Below are 15,446 nucleotides of genomic sequence, written 5' to 3' on the forward strand. Positions count from 1 at the left end.
CTTGTTGAATGCGGGTCGGCGTTTTGTCAGGCCAGAAAGCAGACCGGCGCCTGTTCTGAGGTCCGTAAACAAAACCGGCCCTTGAACGGGCCGGTCTTCAGAGCGGGGAGGCTTAGATTTTGCCTACCAGATCCAGGGACGGGGCCAGGGTGGCGTCGCCTTCTTTCCACTTGGCCGGGCACACTTCACCCGGGTGAGCGGCAACGTACTGGGCAGCCTTGACCTTGCGCAGCAGCTCCAGAGCGTCACGGCCGATGCCGCCAGCGTTGATTTCAACGATCTGGATGATGCCCTGCGGGTCGATGACGAAGGTACCGCGGTCAGCCAGACCAGCTTCTTCGATCATCACGCCGAAGTTGCGGGTGATGGTGCCGGTGGGGTCGCCGATCATCGGGTACTGGATCTTCTGGATGGTGTCAGAAGTGTCGTGCCAGGCCTTGTGGGTGAAGTGGGTGTCGGTGGAGACGGCGTAGATCTCGACGCCCAGCTTCTGGAATTCGGCGTAGTTGTCAGCCAGGTCGCCCAGCTCGGTCGGGCAGACGAAGGTGAAATCAGCCGGGTAGAAGAACACCACGGACCACTTGCCTTTCAGGTCAGCGTCAGACACCTGAACGAATTTGCCATTGTGGTAGGCGGTGGCGTTGAACGGCTTGATTTCAGTGTTGATGTAGGTAGACATGTATTTGCTCCTTGGTGATGTACATGTGCTCGTCCGGTAGTGAAGAGTCGTGCCAGACGAGGCGTTTAACTTTCGATGGGTTCATCATAGGGGCTTTTCCTAATCGGTCAAAGCCGCAATTTTGAATCACTTAAATCGACTTATTAGATAAACCACCTCTGCTGTACCTAACATGAATATCGCCAGCATGCAGAGATAACTCCTTGTCGAGATTCAACATCTGTGCGCGACCTCGGCTTTTCAAGGGGAGAGGGGAGAGGGCCGTCAAGTCGTGGCGCAGAGGGGCGTCGGGGGGGAGCAAACGGGCGGCGCGAGCGTGCCAGGTGAAGGGGAGGGGTACAACGCGGATAAAAAAATCCCGGCGTCGTCGCAAGGACAAGGCCGGGTCATCAAACAAGGAATGGCTATATAAACAAAAGCTTTACAGCAAAGACTAACTACGGGGTGTGCAAACTTGCAGACAAATGAGAGGAAGAGGATGGGTGCACAATCCCTCGTCTCCCCCTCGGCAACTATTGCATGGCGGTCATGATAGTGTGATGCAGATCACAAAGCAAGCTGGTGGTGTAATTTTTCAGTCAAAATGAAAGTGTTTCACCATTTATGCCGATAATTCAGGCTGAAAACGCTTTTATTGTAATTTAATTACAGGTTTCGCAGATCAAAAGTCATCAGATGGCTCCTGCTCTTCCATCAGCTCCAGCAGATTGATGGCCACGGCAATGAAGTCCGACTCGGTGACTATGCCTACCAGCTTGTGCCCTTTGAGTACCGGCAGGCAGCCATATTTGTGGCGCTGCAGATAGAGGGCCGCCTCCTTGATGCCGGCATGGGGATCCACGCTCGCCACCTGGCGGGTCATGATCTCGTCGAGCTGCACGCTGTCGGTGAACTCCGCCTCCCGCTCCGGATTGATCAGCAGCAGCTTGGATTCGCGGGTGGCCAGGATATCGGAGAGGGTGACCAAGCCCAGCAGATGATGGTGGTCGTCAACGATGGGAATATGGCGGATCCGCTCCTGCTGCATCAGGTCCATCGCCTGTTTGACGCTGTTTTCCGGACCCAGGGTGAAGGGGTGTTCAGTCATGATCTCGGATAGGGTCATCATGGTGGGCCTCCTTGTGTATCTGCTTTCACCCTAGCCCAGCCCCCTTCGGCAAAACATGATCAGGGTCAATACAAAACCTTAAAGGTTTCTTAACTGGCCCTGCTTCACATAATTGCTCGCTATCCCTTGTCTCTCTTGGGTTTTTGGTCTTTTGGGTTGCCTTGCAAGAGGGGGATAACTAGACTAGCCGCCGATTCCCCCGAGGTGAAAGATGCAAGTATCCGATTTTCATTTTGATCTGCCAGACGAGCTGATTGCCCGCTATCCGATGGCGGAGCGTACCGCCAGTCGTCTGCTGCAGCTCGACGGTCAAACCGGCGCCCTGCGCCACGGTCAATTTGTCGATGTGCTGGACCAGCTCAACCCCGGTGATCTGCTGGTGTTCAACAATACCCGGGTCATCCCTGCGCGCATGTTTGGCCAGAAGGCCAGCGGCGGCAAGCTGGAGGTGCTGGTGGAGCGCATCCTGGACGAGCACAGCGTGCTGGCTCACGTGCGCTCATCCAAGTCCCCCAAGCCAGGTACCCGCCTGATCCTGGATGCCGGAGCCGACGGCGTGCCCGTCGAGGCCGAGATGCGCGCCCGCCACGACGCCCTGTTCGAGATCCACTTCCTGGACCCGCGCCCGGTGCTGGAGATCCTGGAAGCCATCGGCCACATGCCGCTGCCTCCCTATATCGATCGTCCCGACGAGGATGCCGACAAGGAGCGCTACCAGACCGTCTACAACCAGAAGCCGGGTGCCGTGGCGGCGCCGACCGCCGGCCTGCACTTCGACGAGCCGCTGCTGGAGAAAATTCGTGCCAAGGGCGTGGAAACGGCCTTCGTCACCCTGCACGTGGGGGCGGGCACCTTCCAGCCGGTGCGGGTGGACAAGATTGAAGATCACCACATGCACTCGGAATACGCCGAAGTGCCGCAGGAGGTGGTGGACGCCATCGCGGCGACCCGTGCCCGCGGCGGCCGGGTGATTGCGGTGGGGACCACCTCGGTACGTTCGCTCGAGAGTGCGGCCAAGGTGACCCTGGCCCAGGGCAAGCCGCTGGCGCCGTTTTTCAGCGACACCGACATCTTCATCTTCCCGGGTTACCAGTTCCAGGTGGTCGATGCCATGGTCACCAACTTCCATCTGCCCGAGTCGACCCTGATCATGCTGGTCAGCGCCTTTGCCGGCTATGACAACGTCATGGCCGCCTATCAGGCCGCCGTGGCCGAGCAGTATCGTTTCTTCAGCTACGGGGACGCCATGTTCGTCACCCGTCGCCGGGCAGCGGCTTAAGCGGCTGCCCTTCAGAAGCCGTTCAGGACCTGATCGTCAGGATCTCGGCCGGCTTCTTGTACCGGGCCGGTGCGGCCCTACTATTTGTCAGACTGTTTCTCTGACTGAAACCGAGGTAGCAATGAAATTTGAACTGAAAACCACCGACGGCCGTGCCCGTCGCGGTCAGCTGGTATTCGAGCGCGGTACCGTGCAGACCCCGGCCTTCATGCCGGTCGGCACCTACGGCACCGTCAAGGGGATGACCCCGGAAGAGGTACGCGAGACCGGTGCCCAGATCCTGCTTGGCAACACCTTCCACCTCTGGCTGCGCCCGGGGCAGGAAGTGATGCGCGCCCACGGCGATCTGCATGACTTCATGAACTGGCAGGGCCCGATCCTGACCGACTCCGGCGGTTTCCAGGTGTTCAGCCTGGGGCACATCCGCAAGATCACCGAGGCGGGGGTGCACTTCCGTCACCCCATCAACGGCGAGAAGATCTTCCTCGACCCCGAGAAATCCATGGAGATCCAGTACGATCTGGGCTCCGACATCGTGATGATCTTCGACGAGTGCACGCCGTACCCGGCCACTTACGAAGAGGCGCGCAAGTCGATGGAGATGTCCCTGCGCTGGGGCAAGCGCTCGCGCGACAAGTTCGATGCACTGGGCAACAAGAACGCCCTATTCGGCATCATCCAGGGCTCCGTGTACGAAGATCTGCGGGATGTGTCGCTGGACGGTCTCTTGGAGATCGGCTTCGACGGCTACGCGGTCGGCGGTCTGGCGGTGGGTGAGCCCAAAGAGGACATGCATCGCATCCTCGAGCACGTCTGCCCAAAAATTCCGGCCGACAAGCCACGCTACCTGATGGGGGTGGGCAAGCCGGAAGATCTGGTGGAAGGGGTGCGCCGCGGCATCGACATGTTCGACTGCGTGATGCCGACCCGCAACGCCCGCAACGGTCACCTGTTCACCACCGACGGGGTGGTCAAGATCCGCAACGCCAAGTATCGCGAGGACACCAGCACCCTGGATGCGGACTGCGACTGCTACACCTGCAAGAACTACACCCGCAGTTATCTGTACCATCTGGACAAGTGCAACGAGATCCTCGGTGCCCGTCTGAACACCATTCACAACCTGCGTTATTACCAGCGTGTGATGCAGGGTTTGCGGGACGCGATCGAGCAGGGTAAATTAGACGACTTTGTAACTGAGTTTTACCGTCGGCAAGGGAAGCCCGTGCCTCCGTTAGCTGAAAATGACGTGAAATAACAACGATTTATAAGCTAGTTATCAAATTTACATCAATAAGAGGTTGTTAAATGAGCATTATCTCCAAGGCATATGCAGAAGGCGCGGCTCCGGCGGCACAGGGTGGTGGCATGGAAATGATCATCATGCTGGCCGTGTTCGGTCTCATCTTCTACTTCATGATCTATCGTCCCCAGGCCAAGCGTGCCAAGGATCACCGCAATCTGATGAGTTCCCTCTCCAAGGGTGACGAAGTGCTCACTTCCGGCGGCCTGGTCGGCAAGATCGCCAAGGTTTCCGCCGACAGCGAATACATTGTGCTGTCCCTGAACGATCAGACCCAGGTCACCATCAAGCGTGATTTCGTCTCTGCCGTTCTGCCCAAGGGTTCTATCCAGTCCCTCTAATCTCCCGAGGAGCACAGCGTGTTAAATCGCTATCCGCTGTGGAAATACCTGATGGTGATCGTGGTGATCGCCATCGGTTTTCTATATGCAGCCCCCAATCTTTACGGCGAAGACCCGGCCTTGCAGATCTCTGCCAGCCGGGGTGCCGAAGTCAAGCTTGATACCCTTGACCTGGTGAAAGCGACCCTCGACGAGGCGAAGATCCCGGTCAAGCATGCGGCGTTCGAACACGGCTTCATTCTGATCCGTTTCAAGAACACCGAAGAGCAGCTCAAGGCGCGCGATCTGGTCGCCAACAAGCTGGGTGACAACTTCATCACCGCGCTCAACCTGGCGCCTTCCACCCCTGCCTGGCTCGAAGCCATTGGTGCCAACCCGCTCAAGCTGGGTCTGGACCTGCGTGGCGGCGTGCACTTCCTGATGGAAGTGGACATGGCCGAAGCGCTGGCCAAGCAGCAGGAGCAGATGGTGCAGGATTTCCGCTCCGAGCTGCGTACCCAGAAGATCCGTTACTCCGGCGTGCGCCGGGTCGGTGATCAGGTACAGGTGGTCTTCCGCGACGAAGCCGACCAGAGCAAGGCGGTCTCCTTCCTGCGTCGTCAGAACCCGGATCTCACCTTTACCACCGAGCAGAAGGGGGACGAGTTCGTCCTGCTGGCCTCCTTAAGTGAAGCCAAGGTCAAGGAGGTGAAGAAGTACGCCCTCGAGCAGAACATCACCATCATCCGCAACCGGGTGAACGAACTGGGTGTCGCCGAGCCGCTGGTACAACAGCAGGGTGCCGAGCGCATCGTGGTGGAACTGCCTGGTATCCAGGACACCGCCCGTGCCAAGGAGATCCTGGGCGCGACCGCGACCCTGGAATTCCACATGGTCGATGAGACCGCCGACATCCAGGCTGCGGCCGACGGTCGCGTACCGCCGAGCTCCAAGGTCTACAACGATCGCAACGGTCGTCCGGTGGTGCTGCAAAAGCGCATCATCCTGACCGGTGACCACATCGTGGGTGCCCAGTCCGGTTTCGACGAATACAGCCGTCCCCAGGTCAACATCAAGCTCGATGGCCAGGGTGGCAACAAGATGGCCAACTTTACCAAGGACAACGTCGGTAAGGGCATGGCCACCGTATTCATCGAATACAAGCCGGTCGGTCAGCCGGGTCCGGACGGCAAGCGCAAGTTCCGCAAGCAGGAGGAGGTGATCAACGTCGCCACCATCCAGTCGCGCCTTGGCAGCCAGTTCCGCATCACCGGCATCGACAACGCCAACGAAGCCCACAACCTGGCGCTGCTGCTGCGTGCTGGTGCGCTGATCGCCCCGATCCAGATCGTGGAAGAGCGCACCATTGGCCCGAGCCTGGGTCAGCAGAACATCGACAGCGGTATGGAAGCCATCGGCTGGGCCATGCTGGTGATCGTGCTGTTCATGGGGATCTACTACCGTGCCTTCGGTTGGGTGGCCAACATTGCCCTCTCCATGAACCTGGTGCTGATCGTCGGCATCATGTCGATGATCCCGGGGGCCACCATGACCCTGCCGGGCATCGCCGGTATCGTGCTGACGCTGGGCATGGCGGTGGACGCCAACGTGCTGATCTACGAGCGCATTCGTGAAGAGATCCGCAACGGCCGCGGCGTGCAGCAGGCGATCCACCTGGGCTTTGATCGGGCATTCTCGACCATCGCCGACTCCAACATCACCTCGCTCATCACCTGTGTGATCCTGTTCGGTATCGGTACCGGCGCCATCAAGGGCTTCGCCCTGACGCTGGGGATTGGTCTGAGTGCGTCCATGTTTACCGCCATCACGGTATCCCGCGCCATCATCAACCTGGCCTGGGGTGGTCGGCGCCTCGACAAGCTGCCGATCTAAGGAAGAGACATGTTTCAGATTCTACATTTTGAAAAGCCCATCCCCTTCATGCGCTTTGCCAAGCCGGGTGTGGTCTTCTCTACCCTGCTGATGGTGATCTCCCTGTTCTTCCTGTTCGATCGGGGTCTGAACTGGGGTCTGGACTTCACCGGCGGCACCACCATCGAGGTGGGCTTCCAGCAGTCGGTGAGCCTGGAGAAGATGCACGAGGTGCTGGACGAGCAGAAGATTGAAGGGGCGACCCTGCAACACTTCGGCTCCAGCCGTGACGTGCTGGTGCGCCTGACCCCGAAAGAGGGGGTCAAGGTGGAGCAGCAGGGCAACGAGGTGCTGGCGGCCGCCAAGGTGATCGATCAGGGCGCCGTGCTCAAGCGCGTGGAGTTCGTCGGCCCCTCCGTGGGTGACGAGCTGGCGACGGACGGTGCGCTGGCCATGCTGGCCTCCATCATCTGCATCATGATCTACGTGGCGGTACGCTTCGAGTGGCGTCTGGCCATGGGCGGCATCCTCTCCCTGGTGCACGACGTGGTGATCACCCTGGGCGTCTTCGCCTACTTCCAGTACGAATTCGACCTGACCGTGCTGGCGGCCTTGATGACCCTCGTGGGTTACTCCCTGAACGACACCATCGTAGTGTTCGACCGCCTGCGGGAGAACTTTCGCAAGGTGCGCAAGGGGGATACCGAGTACATCCTGGATCTCTCCATGACCGAGACCCTGAGCCGGACCATCATCACCTCCGGCCTGACCTTCGTGGTGGTGCTGGCGCTGCTGCTCAAGGGCGGTCCGCTGATCCACGGTTTCTCGGTGGCCATGGTGATCGGTGTGGCGTTTGGTACCTACTCCTCCATCTATGTGGCGAGCTCGTTCGCCATGTTCTTCGGGGTCAAGCGGGAGCACATGCTGCCGACCCAGGTGGAGAAAGAGGGCGCGGATCAGCAAGAGATCCTGCCGTAAATGACAAGGGCGCCACGAGGCGCCCTTTCTCTTATCATCCGGGTGAGCCATTATGACGGTTTCACCCACGGCCATTGGCCAAGAGGCAAGGAGCAAGCCATGCAACACAATCCCCGTTTTCTGGCGCTGGTAGAGGCCATTCGCCCCCATGTGAAGGAGACCGACGTGCACCAGATCAAGCGCTGGCAGGAGGAGGGGCGCACCTTTCACCTGGTCGACGTGCGGGAAGAGAGCGAGTGGGCCAGGGGCCATCTGCCGGGCGCGACCTACCTCGGGCGCGGGGTGATCGAACGGGATATCGAGACTCGTTATCCGGATCCCGACACCGAGCTCTACCTCTATTGTGGTGGCGGTTTTCGCTCCATTCTGGTGGCGGAGAACCTGCAGAAGATGGGCTACGGCCGGGTGGTCAGCGTGGATGGTGGCTTTCGGGGCTGGTGTGATGCCGGATACCCTGTCGAATCCTGATTTATTTGAGGGAGAGAGGCTCAGCCACATGACAAAGTGTCGGCTGACCTTTACCATATGCCGGGTCAAGCGTAAGCGTCGGAGTGTTCATTGAACGTCAGGAAAGGGATTGGATACCTCCTTGGTATCCTGTTGCTGCTCCCCATGTGGGGTTGCAGCAGTAGCAGTCAGGTTCAAACGCCTCAAGTTCCCAAGCCGCAACCCGCTTCACTGGTATTGGCGACCCCCCTGCAGGTCTCTTACCAGAGCGAGTTGGCGTTGGCGCGACTCGGGCAGATGCTCAGTGAGATGGAATTGACCACCGAGCAACGGGCCGAACTGTTTTATGAGCGTGCTGTCGTGTTTGACCGGGTAGGCTTGCGCTCTCTGGCGCGGCTGGATTTCAACCGTGCCCTGCGGGAGAAGCCGGATTTCGCCGAAGCCTACAACTTCATCGGCGTCTATCTGGTGCAGCAGCAGAATTATGACGAAGCCTACGAGGCATTTGATTCCGCCCTCGAGCTGGCTCCCGATTATGACTATGCCTATCTGAACCGTGGTATTGCGCTCTATTACGGCAATCGCCCCGAGCTTGCCGCAGCCGATATGAAGCGCTTCTACGAGGCGCAGCCGGAAGATCCCTACCGGGTGATCTGGCTCTATCTGGCCGAGCAGAAGCTCAATGCGCCGGCCGCCATGAGCCGGATGCGCGAGCGGCTCAACAAGTATGACGACGACGCCTGGAACTGGGATCTGGTGCGCCTCTATACCGGCGAGCTCAACGCTACCCAGTTGATGGGCAATGTGGTGAAAGGGGTGAAGGACAACCGGGAGCTCGCCGAGCGCCTGTGCGAGACCTACTTCTACCTTGGCAAGTTCGAGCTGGCCAGGGGCAATCGCAAGGAGGCCATCAGCTACTTCAAGCTGGCGCTGGCCAACAACGTGTATGACTTCATCGAGCACAGATATGCCCTGCTCGAGCTGGAGCTGATGGCGCGCAAACCCCTGCCGCCCGGCGCCCAGAGTGCCCAGGGCAAGAGCAGCAAGCAGGCATCCTGAATCTTGCTGGCTGTCGCCGCTTTGAACGATATGGAAAAGGCCTCATAGCGAGGCCTTTTTGCTGTTTGGGTGTCAGGTTTTACGGCGCCATTGCATCGGAATCGGCATCGGAATCGGCATCGGAATCGGAATCGGAATCGGAATCGGAATCGGAATCGGCCAGTGACCACCGTGCCCGCCCGCCAGTAAGGGCGCAATTACTGCGCCAGCATCATGCCGGGGATCTGGCGCCAGTAGCCGTTGCAGTCCCGCTCCTGCTGCAGGGGCAGGGGGGCCTGACCCCGTTCGTTGGCCTTGAAGCGATCCAGCATCGTCAGGGTATCCAACCCCTCGGGGGAGAGCCGTACCACATCCACCAAACCCTCCATGCCGGCCAGATCGTTGCCCAAGTTGTAGCAGTAACCGGACTGGGTCTGGATGCCGTTGAGGTTGAACACCTTCTGCCCCTCGCGACTGCTGGCGAGCCGGCCGGTGGGGTAGTCGATGCAGGCCAGTTCACAGTTGTCCTTGGGCCGATCGAGGGAGCGGGCGGTGAAGCAGCGCGCCGAGTAGGCAAGCGGCAGGTGGCCGTAGGCGAACACCTCCACCTCGAACTGCTGACGGGCGCTGCCGAGATCCTGATTGAGCTGCACCAGCCAGTCGCGCGACAGCTCCACCGGCATCACCCAGCGCTGCATCCCCTGTTTGAGCAGCATGCGCAGCACGTCGGCGTTGTAGGCGTTGATGGCGGGGCCGCAGACGAACGGCAGCCCGGCCTCGCTGGCGAGCTGGACCGCGCCCAGATCGTTGGCCTCGATCATCAGCTCGCCGTTGTCGACCAGCCGCTTCACCTCCTTGAGCTCGGAGGGGGCGGAGATGAGCGCCAGGGTGGAGAGCACCGCCTGCTTGCCGGAGCCCGCCACCTGACGGGCGAGGGCAATCCAGTCATCCGCTTTCAGTTCGCGGCGCTTGCTGCAGACGGTTTCCCCCAGATAGACGATGTCGGCCTGGCTTTGGGCGACCGCCTGATAGAAGGCCTGGGTGTCGGCCTTGGGCCAGTAGAAGAGCAGGGGGCCGAGAGAGAATTTCATGAACAGGGCTCCTTATTGCCACTGGCGATGATAGGCGCCGAGGGTGGTCTGGCTTCCCTCGGAGACGCGGGCGAGCTGGGCATCCCACTCGGCCTTGACCCGATAGGCCTCTGGGTTGGCCTGATAGGCATCGATGGCGGCGCGCCAGACCCGGGTTACCTGCTCCACGTAGGCGGGGCTGCGTTGACGCCCCTCGATCTTGACCGACTGGATGCCGGTCTGGAACAGCTCGGGCAACAGGCCCAGGGTGTTGAGGCTGGTGGGCTCCTCCAGCGCGTGGTAGGTCTGACCGTCCACCTCGAAGCGCCCCTTGCACAGGGTCGGGTAGCCGGCGTTCTCCCCCGGGCCGTAACGGTCGATCAGCACCTCGTTGAGGCGAGACTCGAGGCCGCTTGGGGTCTCTTCCCAGCGCACGAACTTGGCCGGTGAACAGGCACCGACGGTGTTGGGGCTCTCGCCGGTCATGTAGGAGGAGAGGTAGCAGCGCCCCTCCGCCATGATGCAGAGGCTGCCGAAGGCGAAGACTTCGAGGCCGACGTCGGTCTCGCGGGCCAGCTGTTTCACCTGGTGCATGGAGAGCACGCGGGGCAATACCACTCGTCCGACGTTGAAGTGCTGCTGGTAGAAGCGGATGGCGGCGGCGTTGGTGGCGCTGGCCTGCACCGAGACGTGCAGCTCCAGATCCGGGTAGCGGCGGCTGGCATAATCGAGCACGGCGAGATCGGCGATGATCAGGGCATCGGCTCCCAGTGCGGCGCCCTTGTCCACCGCCTGCTGCCAGCGGGCATCGGAGCCCGGGTGGGCGAAGGTGTTGATGGCTATGTGCAGCTTGCGGCCATGTTGATGCACGTAGTCGACCGCTTTCTCCAGCTTGCTGTCGGTGAAGTTGAGCCCGGCGAAATGGCGGGCGTTGGTGTCATCCTTGAAGCCGATATAGACGGCATCGGCCCCATTATCCACGGCTGTTTTCAGTGCCGGCAGACTGCCTGCCGGACAGAGTAATTCCATCGGTACGCTCCGAGAGGGCAAAAATGCAAAAAAGTGGCCCGATTGTATTCACCGGCGTCCTTCCACTTTTTGACCTGAGGCAGCTTTGTGTGGCTTTACCCTTCTTGAGGTAAGTGGGCACAAGTTTGATTTCCAACAGGATCATGGCGCCGACCCTGTGTTTGAATGCGCAAAAAACTGGGAGTTCATCGTGTTCAAACAACTGCAGCATCGCCTGGTCGAACAGGCCCCCCGCTTCTTGCGCCATCCCCTCAAGCTGGTGCCCTTTGCCCTGCAACAGCATTTGATGGAGCGCCTGCTGGCCAGCGTCTTCAAGGAGGCCATCGCCGATGGCGACTTTGCATTTCTGGCCGGCAAGTGGCTCAAGGTCGAGGTATCGGATCTCGAGCTCTGCTGGTTCATCAGCGAACAGGAGGGCAAGCTGGTGGTGGCCCGTCACTGTGAACAGGCAGATGTCTGCTTCAGCGGCAGCAGCAACGATCTCATCTTGATCGCCGGTCGCAAGGAAGACCCCGATTCTCTCTTCTTCCAGCGCAAGCTGAAAATAGAAGGCAATACCGAGCTGGGACTGGAGGTGAAAAACCTGATGGACAGCCTGGATCTGGACGGGTTGCCGAGCCTGGTGCGCTATCCGCTGATGGATCTCGCCACTTTTATCGAGCAGGCCAGGGCCAGCTCAGCGCAAGAGGCGCATTCTGCGCCGGCGGGTGGGGTGGCGTCTCAGCTGTGAGGCGAGCCCCTCGGCATGATGGCGATAGTGGTTGCGGGCCCACAGGCAGCGCAGGGCCCAGAGGCAGGGCAGCAGCGCCAGCAGGGCTCCGGCGCCTTGCTGGCGTGACAACAGCAGACCCAGCACCAGCCAGAGGAAAGGTTGGGCCTCGTAGAGCCACTCCGGCTGCAGCCAGACCTTGTTTGGGAAGATGACCAGGTCGGTGCGCCGATAGCTGGAGCGCATCATCCAGCTGGCGGCCCCGGCGACAAACAGCAGGCCTCCCGCCAGCCAGAGCAGCGGGGAGTGGCTGAGCGCGATGATGCCGATGGCTGCCAGCAGATAGCAGGCCGGCAGCTTCTCATAAAGCCAGCGCGGACACATGTGGTCTCCTCTCTTTCACCTTCCCATCCTCCAAGTTTAGCCTGCCCTTATGCCCGCCTCATGCCGCTTTGTTCTACAAACCGGCGCAATAGTTGTGAAATGGAGCGCCATTTACGGTGCCAAAATAGCGATTGGCTATGTTACAATTGCGCGCCATTTTTGACTGAAGATTGACTGGGCATGTTGGATCAGATTCGTATCGTGTTGGTAAACACCTCTCACACCGGCAACATGGGGTCTGCGGCACGCGCCATGAAGACCATGGGCTTGAGTCAGATGGTGCTGGTTGATCCGCAAGCCCTGCCTGATGGCAATGCCAATGCATTGGCTGCCGGTGCCAGCGACATCCTGGCCAATGCCCGTGTTGTGGCGACGCTGGATGAAGCCATCGCCGACTGCGGCCTGGTGATCGGTACCAGTGCCCGTTCCCGCACCCTGAGCTGGCCCATGCTGGATCCCCGCGAAGCGGGCGAGAAGCTGGTGGCCGAGGGGATGCAGCATCCGGTGGCGCTGGTGTTTGGCCGTGAACGTACCGGCCTCACCAACGACGAGCTGCAAAAGTGCCACTACCACGTGGCCATCCCGGCCAATCCCGAGTACAGCTCCCTCAATCTGGCCATGGCGGTGCAGACCCTCTGTTATGAGGTGCGCATGCACTGGCTGCAGCAGCAAGAGCAAGCAGGCGACAGCGGGATGGCAGTGGAGTATCCCAGTGCCGATCAACTGGAAGGTTTTTATCAGCATCTGGAACAGACGCTGCTCAAGACCGGCTTCATCACCGATGACCACCCGGGGCAGGTGATGAACAAGTTGCGTCGCCTGTTCAACCGGGCACGTCCGGAGGCGGTGGAACTCAACATTCTGCGCGGCATTCTGACCTCGGTGCAAAAACCCAGGCCGCAGGATTAAACCCGACTGAATTACTCAACCATATACTTGACTGATTTAGTCGGGTATGTGACCATATGCCCATATTGATTGGTTCGCAAGACGGTAAGGCATATGAGACTGACCTCAAAAGGACGTTACGCTGTGACTGCCATGCTCGACGTGGCGTTGCATGCAGAGCAGGGGCCTGTGCCCCTGGCTGATATTTCAGAGCGCCAGGGCATCTCCTTGTCCTATCTGGAGCAACTGTTTGCCCGGCTGCGCAAGCATGGCCTGGTAAGCAGCGTGCGTGGCCCCGGTGGCGGCTATCGCCTCGGTCTGGCCCCGAATGCCATCTCGGTCGGTCAGGTGATCACCGCGGTGGATGAATCGGTGGATGCCACCAAGTGCCTCGGCAAGGGCGGCTGCCACGGCGGCACCCAGTGTCTTACTCACTCCTTGTGGCGTGACCTGAGCGAGCGGATCTCCAGCTTCCTGGGGGATATCACCCTGGCCGAGCTGGTTGATCAGGCGGATGTGCGCCGTATTGCCGGCAAGCAAGACGAACAGATGAAAACCGTGTTGTCCCTGGTTGATCGGGCAGAACGCGGCGATGTGAGCTTGAAAGTCCAACTATAAACAAACGTGCTTTCCACAGCCGGTCGATGTGTGACCCAGGCTGTAACGGAGAAAAACATGAAACTGCCTATTTACCTTGATTATTCGGCAACCTGTCCGGTGGACCCGCGTGTCGCAGAAAAAATGATGCAGTGTCTCACCATGGATGGCCTGTTCGGCAATCCAGCTTCCCGTTCCCACCGTTTCGGCTGGCAAGCCGAAGAGGCGGTCGACCTGGCCCGTAATCAAGTGGCAGAGCTGATCGGTGCCGACCCGCGCGAGATCGTCTTCACCTCCGGCGCCACCGAGTCCAACAACCTGGCCATCAAGGGCGTCGCCCACTTCTACGCCGGCAAGGGCAAGCACATCGTTACCTCCAAGACCGAGCACAAGGCGGTACTGGATACCTGCCGCCAGCTGGAGCGCGAAGGCTATGAGGTGACCTACCTCGAGCCGATGCCCAACGGCCTGTTCACTCTGGAGCAGATCGAAGGCGCATTGCGTGATGACACCATCCTGGTCAGCATCATGCACGTCAACAACGAGATCGGCGTGGTGCAGAACATCGCCGCCATCGGCGAGCTGTGTCGCTCCCGCAAGATCCTGCTGCACGTGGATGCAGTACAGAGCGTGGGTAAAATTCCGGTGGACGTGGAAGCGCTCAAGGTTGACCTGCTCTCCATGTCTGCTCACAAGGTATATGGCCCGAAAGGCATTGGTGCTCTCTACGTGCGCCGCAAGCCGCGTGTGCGCCTGGAAGCCCAGATGCACGGTGGCGGCCACGAGCGCGGCATGCGTTCCGGCACCCTGCCGACCCACCAGATCGTCGGCATGGGCGAAGCCTTCCGTATCGCCAAAGAAGAGATGGTGAGCGAAGGTCAACGCATCATGGCCCTGCGTCAGCGTCTGTGGGACGGCATCAAGGATATCGAAGAGGTCTACATCAACGGTGACCTGGAACAGCGTGTACCGGGCAACCTCAACGTCAGCTTCGCCTATGTGGAAGGGGAATCCCTGATCATGGCGCTCAAGGATCTGGCGGTCTCTTCCGGTTCTGCCTGTACCTCGGCCAGCCTGGAGCCCTCCTACGTGCTGCGCGCCCTGGGCCTGAACGACGAGCTGGCGCACAGCTCCATCCGTTTCAGCATGGGTCGCTTCACCACCGAAGAAGAGATTGATTACGCAATCAAGCTTATCCGTGACTCCATCGGTCGTCTGCGCGAGATGTCTCCCCTGTGGGAGATGTACAAGGACGGCGTCGATCTGAACACGGTCGAATGGGCTCATCACTGATCCTTGCCAAAAGAGCAAGTGTTTGGTGAACAACGGAATTAGCAGGAGTTAGATATGGCTTACAGTGAAAAAGTAATCGACCACTACGAGAATCCACGTAACGTAGGCGGCTTCGACAAGAACGATCCCAGCATCGCTACCGGCATGGTCGGTGCGCCGGCCTGTGGTGACGTGATGAAGCTGCAGCTGAAGATCAGCGACGACGGCATCATCGAAGATGCCAAGTTCAAGACCTATGGTTGTGGCTCTGCCATCGCCTCCAGCTCTCTGGTGACCGAGTGGGTCAAGGGCAAGACCCTGGACGAAGCAGCCGGCATCAAGAACACCGACATCGCCGAAGAGCTGGCGCTGCCGCCGGTGAAGATCCACTGCTCCATTCTGGCCGAGGATGCCATCAAGGCCGCCATCGCCGATTACAAGCAGAAGAAAGGTCTCTAAGGTCAGGAGCGCAG

17 protein-coding genes are annotated in these 15,446 nt (G+C 59.8%); 12 read left to right on the plus strand and 5 right to left on the minus strand.

Translation table 11 applies throughout. The features are described 5' to 3' along the window. Positions 1–112 precede the first annotated feature (112 nt). Positions 113–679 carry an alkyl hydroperoxide reductase subunit C gene (gene ahpC, locus I6L33_RS13430; RefSeq protein WP_005299724.1) on the minus strand — a complete coding sequence of 189 codons (567 nt, stop codon included), beginning with the start codon at positions 677–679 and terminating at the stop codon, positions 113–115. Positions 680–1,340: 661 nt separating this feature from the next. Beyond that, positions 1,341–1,787: a CBS domain-containing protein gene (locus I6L33_RS13435; protein ID WP_017765922.1), complete on the minus strand. Its 447-nt coding sequence runs from the start codon at positions 1,785–1,787 to the stop codon at positions 1,341–1,343. A 211-nt stretch (positions 1,788–1,998) separates the two neighbouring features. Here I6L33_RS13435 and queA point away from each other — a divergent pair, with 211 nt between their 5' ends. From queA to nlpI, 7 genes are all read left to right on the plus strand, one after another. Continuing rightward, positions 1,999–3,066, plus strand: coding sequence for a tRNA preQ1(34) S-adenosylmethionine ribosyltransferase-isomerase QueA (queA, locus tag I6L33_RS13440; protein ID WP_010634307.1), 1,068 nt, complete (start codon positions 1,999–2,001; stop codon positions 3,064–3,066). Positions 3,067–3,187: 121 nt separating this feature from the next. Beyond that, positions 3,188–4,324, plus strand: a complete 1,137-nt coding sequence (tgt, locus tag I6L33_RS13445) for a tRNA guanosine(34) transglycosylase Tgt (RefSeq protein ID WP_010634306.1) — start codon at positions 3,188–3,190, stop codon at positions 4,322–4,324. A 50-nt stretch (positions 4,325–4,374) separates the two neighbouring features. After that, the gene (gene yajC / locus I6L33_RS13450; protein WP_005299732.1) at positions 4,375–4,710 is read left to right on the plus strand and encodes a preprotein translocase subunit YajC; all 336 of its coding nucleotides are present in this window, start codon (positions 4,375–4,377) and stop codon (positions 4,708–4,710) included. 18 nt (positions 4,711–4,728) lie between these two features. Continuing rightward, positions 4,729–6,582 carry a protein translocase subunit SecD gene (gene secD / locus I6L33_RS13455; RefSeq protein WP_005299734.1) on the plus strand — a complete coding sequence of 618 codons (1,854 nt, stop codon included), beginning with the start codon at positions 4,729–4,731 and terminating at the stop codon, positions 6,580–6,582. A gap of 9 nt (positions 6,583–6,591) precedes the next feature. Continuing rightward, positions 6,592–7,539: a protein translocase subunit SecF gene (secF, locus tag I6L33_RS13460; protein WP_005299746.1), complete on the plus strand. Its 948-nt coding sequence runs from the start codon at positions 6,592–6,594 to the stop codon at positions 7,537–7,539. 99 nt (positions 7,540–7,638) lie between these two features. Continuing rightward, the gene (locus I6L33_RS13465) at positions 7,639–8,007 is read left to right on the plus strand and encodes a rhodanese-like domain-containing protein (protein WP_010634304.1); all 369 of its coding nucleotides are present in this window, start codon (positions 7,639–7,641) and stop codon (positions 8,005–8,007) included. 132 nt (positions 8,008–8,139) lie between these two features. After that, positions 8,140–9,045 carry a lipoprotein NlpI gene (gene nlpI / locus I6L33_RS13470; RefSeq protein ID WP_017765919.1) on the plus strand — a complete coding sequence of 302 codons (906 nt, stop codon included), beginning with the start codon at positions 8,140–8,142 and terminating at the stop codon, positions 9,043–9,045. Positions 9,046–9,242: 197 nt separating this feature from the next. Here the strand turns inward: nlpI and I6L33_RS13475 are convergent, their stop codons facing one another. After that, positions 9,243–10,115, minus strand: coding sequence for a U32 family peptidase (locus tag I6L33_RS13475; protein ID WP_201988561.1), 873 nt, complete (start codon positions 10,113–10,115; stop codon positions 9,243–9,245). 12 nt (positions 10,116–10,127) lie between these two features. Beyond that, positions 10,128–11,123, minus strand: coding sequence for a peptidase U32 family protein (locus tag I6L33_RS13480; RefSeq protein WP_005299752.1), 996 nt, complete (start codon positions 11,121–11,123; stop codon positions 10,128–10,130). Between the two features lie 190 nt (positions 11,124–11,313). Between I6L33_RS13480 and I6L33_RS13485 the strand changes: the two genes are divergently transcribed. Next, positions 11,314–11,853, plus strand: coding sequence for an SCP2 domain-containing protein (locus I6L33_RS13485; protein ID WP_025201837.1), 540 nt, complete (start codon positions 11,314–11,316; stop codon positions 11,851–11,853). Here the strand turns inward: I6L33_RS13485 and I6L33_RS13490 are convergent. Then, positions 11,800–12,216: a hypothetical protein gene (locus I6L33_RS13490; RefSeq protein ID WP_010634300.1), complete on the minus strand. Its 417-nt coding sequence runs from the start codon at positions 12,214–12,216 to the stop codon at positions 11,800–11,802. The genes I6L33_RS13485 and I6L33_RS13490 overlap by 54 nt on opposite strands. Positions 12,217–12,396: 180 nt before the next feature. Here I6L33_RS13490 and trmJ point away from each other — a divergent pair, with 180 nt between their 5' ends. From trmJ to iscU, 4 genes are all read left to right on the plus strand, one after another. Next, on the plus strand, positions 12,397–13,125 hold the full coding sequence (gene trmJ / locus I6L33_RS13495) for a tRNA (cytosine(32)/uridine(32)-2'-O)-methyltransferase TrmJ (RefSeq protein WP_017765915.1): 729 nt from the start codon (positions 12,397–12,399) through the stop codon (positions 13,123–13,125). Positions 13,126–13,218: 93 nt separating this feature from the next. Beyond that, positions 13,219–13,722 carry a Fe-S cluster assembly transcriptional regulator IscR gene (gene iscR / locus I6L33_RS13500; RefSeq protein ID WP_011705634.1) on the plus strand — a complete coding sequence of 168 codons (504 nt, stop codon included), beginning with the start codon at positions 13,219–13,221 and terminating at the stop codon, positions 13,720–13,722. A gap of 57 nt (positions 13,723–13,779) precedes the next feature. Next, positions 13,780–14,994 (plus strand): IscS subfamily cysteine desulfurase, encoded by a 1,215-nt coding sequence (locus I6L33_RS13505; protein ID WP_005299763.1) that lies wholly within the window; start codon positions 13,780–13,782, stop codon positions 14,992–14,994. Positions 14,995–15,048: 54 nt separating this feature from the next. Then, a complete protein-coding gene (gene iscU, locus I6L33_RS13510; RefSeq protein ID WP_005299770.1) occupies positions 15,049–15,432 on the plus strand; it encodes a Fe-S cluster assembly scaffold IscU in 384 nt (127 codons plus the stop codon). Positions 15,433–15,446 lie beyond the last annotated feature (14 nt).

The organism is Aeromonas sp. FDAARGOS 1403 (assembly GCF_019047325.1).
GTDB classification, from domain to species: Bacteria; Pseudomonadota; Gammaproteobacteria; order Enterobacterales; family Aeromonadaceae; genus Aeromonas; species Aeromonas dhakensis.

Bases quoted from the DNA above. Each gene is read 5' to 3' on its own strand.
- trmJ (WP_017765915.1), top strand. From the start codon at position 12,397: ATGTTGGATCAGATTCGTATCGTGTTGGTAAACACCTCTCACACCGGC.
- tgt (WP_010634306.1), top strand. From the start codon at position 3,188: ATGAAATTTGAACTGAAAACCACCGACGGCCGTGCCCGTCGCGGTCAG.
- yajC (WP_005299732.1), top strand. From the start codon at position 4,375: ATGAGCATTATCTCCAAGGCATATGCAGAAGGCGCGGCTCCGGCGGCA.
- queA (WP_010634307.1), top strand. From the start codon at position 1,999: ATGCAAGTATCCGATTTTCATTTTGATCTGCCAGACGAGCTGATTGCC.
- I6L33_RS13490 (WP_010634300.1), bottom strand. From the start codon at position 12,216: ATGTGTCCGCGCTGGCTTTATGAGAAGCTGCCGGCCTGCTATCTGCTG.
- I6L33_RS13475 (WP_201988561.1), bottom strand. From the start codon at position 10,115: ATGAAATTCTCTCTCGGCCCCCTGCTCTTCTACTGGCCCAAGGCCGAC.
- I6L33_RS13480 (WP_005299752.1), bottom strand. From the start codon at position 11,123: ATGGAATTACTCTGTCCGGCAGGCAGTCTGCCGGCACTGAAAACAGCC.
- I6L33_RS13465 (WP_010634304.1), top strand. From the start codon at position 7,639: ATGCAACACAATCCCCGTTTTCTGGCGCTGGTAGAGGCCATTCGCCCC.
- iscU (WP_005299770.1), top strand. From the start codon at position 15,049: ATGGCTTACAGTGAAAAAGTAATCGACCACTACGAGAATCCACGTAAC.
- ahpC (WP_005299724.1), bottom strand. From the start codon at position 679: ATGTCTACCTACATCAACACTGAAATCAAGCCGTTCAACGCCACCGCC.
- iscR (WP_011705634.1), top strand. From the start codon at position 13,219: ATGAGACTGACCTCAAAAGGACGTTACGCTGTGACTGCCATGCTCGAC.
- I6L33_RS13435 (WP_017765922.1), bottom strand. From the start codon at position 1,787: ATGATGACCCTATCCGAGATCATGACTGAACACCCCTTCACCCTGGGT.
- I6L33_RS13505 (WP_005299763.1), top strand. From the start codon at position 13,780: ATGAAACTGCCTATTTACCTTGATTATTCGGCAACCTGTCCGGTGGAC.
- secF (WP_005299746.1), top strand. From the start codon at position 6,592: ATGTTTCAGATTCTACATTTTGAAAAGCCCATCCCCTTCATGCGCTTT.